Genomic DNA, 1,604 nt, shown 5'->3' on the forward strand with positions numbered 1-1,604 from the left:
CCGAATTCGAACCGGTGGTACCTGACGAGGATGCCGCAGATTTCCTCTTTCTCGGCGAATTGCGCCAGCTGAAGGGCCCCGACATCTTCCTGCGGGCGCTGGCTCAGCTGCGCGTCGAGGGCCGCGAGACCGTCCGGGGCGTAATCGTCGGCGACGGCCCCGATGCGGAGGATACGAGGGCGCTGGCCCGCGAATTGTCGCTGGGCGACGCCGTAACCTTTCATGCGCCGATGCCGGCCCGCCGAGCATTCGCGATGGGACGCTGTTTCGTGATGCCCTCGCGCGCCGAAGCGATGCCCTATGTCGTGCTCGAGGCGCTCGCCGCCGGCCTTCCCGTTATCGCGGCGAATGTCGGCGGTATCCCTGAGATATTCGGAGCCGGAAGCCCGGCCCTGATCGCGCCGGAGACCGGCGAAGCGGCGCGCCTGATGCGCATCGCCCTCGACGAACCGGACAGTCTCGCTGCGTGGCAGCCGCGTCGACCGAATCTCACCAGGCGTTTTTCGGTCGAAACCATGGCCTCAAACGTCCTGCAGGCCTACCGTTCGGCATTAACCATAAGAGCAAACGGAGGTGCCCAAGCGGGACGCTTATCAAGCGTTTCTTAGTGGCTTTGATCTAAAGCGGGCCTGAACGACCGCGAAGGTTCCGATGAACAAGATCGATCCAAGCTTGCGCATTTCCGCGAAGATGATCCGGGAAACGGCGTCCGGGGAGAAACCCGGCGCCTCCGAAGCCGAACTCAATCCGCTTGTCGAACGCATCGCCGAAGAATTCCGGGGCGACACAATCTCGCCCGTCATGGTCAGCGGCTATCTGCGGATCGGCGAATTTCTCGGCCTGGCCGCGATTGGCCTCGGGATTATGGCCAGCTATCTCGGCTTCGAGCAATTCTGGCAATACGCGTTGGCCAGCGCCTCCGGCTGCACCATCTTCGTCGCCCTGAACGAATCCATCGGTGGCTATGCAATCCGCGCGCTTCGCAAGCCCTTGAAGTGGTTTGCCAGGGTCGCCTTCTCCTGGTCGGCAAGTTTCGCAATCTTGGCCATCACCGGCTTCGTGCTGAAAATCTCCCTGGAGTTCAGCCGGTTCTGGGCCGGCTCCTGGTTTGTGGGCGGCCTGCTGTTCCTGTTCCTGACACGGCTACTTCTGTCGATGCGTATCCGTAAATGGACGCGGGACGGAACGATGGAGCGGCGCGCCGTGATTGTCGGCGGCGGCAAGCCGGCGGAAAAGCTGATCCGCTCGCTGGAAGCGCAGCGCGACAACGACATCCGCATATGCGGCATTTTCGACGATCGCGACGATGTCCGTTCACCGCCGATGGTCGCGGGCTATCCCAAACTCGGAAACATATCCGAATTGGTGACCTTCGCCCGACATGCCCATATCGACATGTTGATCGTGTCGCTGCCGCTGGACGCCGAGGATCGCGTGCTGGCGATGCTGAAGAAGCTCTGGGTTCTGCCGGTCGATATCCGTCTGTCGGCGCATTCCAACAAGCTGCGCTTCAAGCCGCGTGCCTATTCCTTTGTCGGTTCCGTGCCGATGCTGGATATTTTCGACAAGCCGATTCGCGACTGGGATTCGGTCGCCAAGCGCAC

The 1,604-nt window shown here is 62.0% G+C and carries 1 protein-coding gene and 1 pseudogene; both read left to right on the forward strand.

The window, feature by feature from the left end; genetic code table 11:
* Nucleotides 1-608: glycosyltransferase (locus Q0139_RS06085; protein ID WP_298019005.1), on the forward strand; the 608-nt coding region annotated here is incomplete at its 5' end.
* A 193-nt stretch (nt 609-801) separates the two neighbouring features.
* Nucleotides 802-1,604, forward strand: a pseudogene (locus tag Q0139_RS06090) (hypothetical protein); the annotation flags it as partial.

Source organism: uncultured Parasphingopyxis sp. (assembly GCF_937129435.1).
GTDB lineage: Bacteria > Pseudomonadota > Alphaproteobacteria > Sphingomonadales > Sphingomonadaceae > Parasphingopyxis.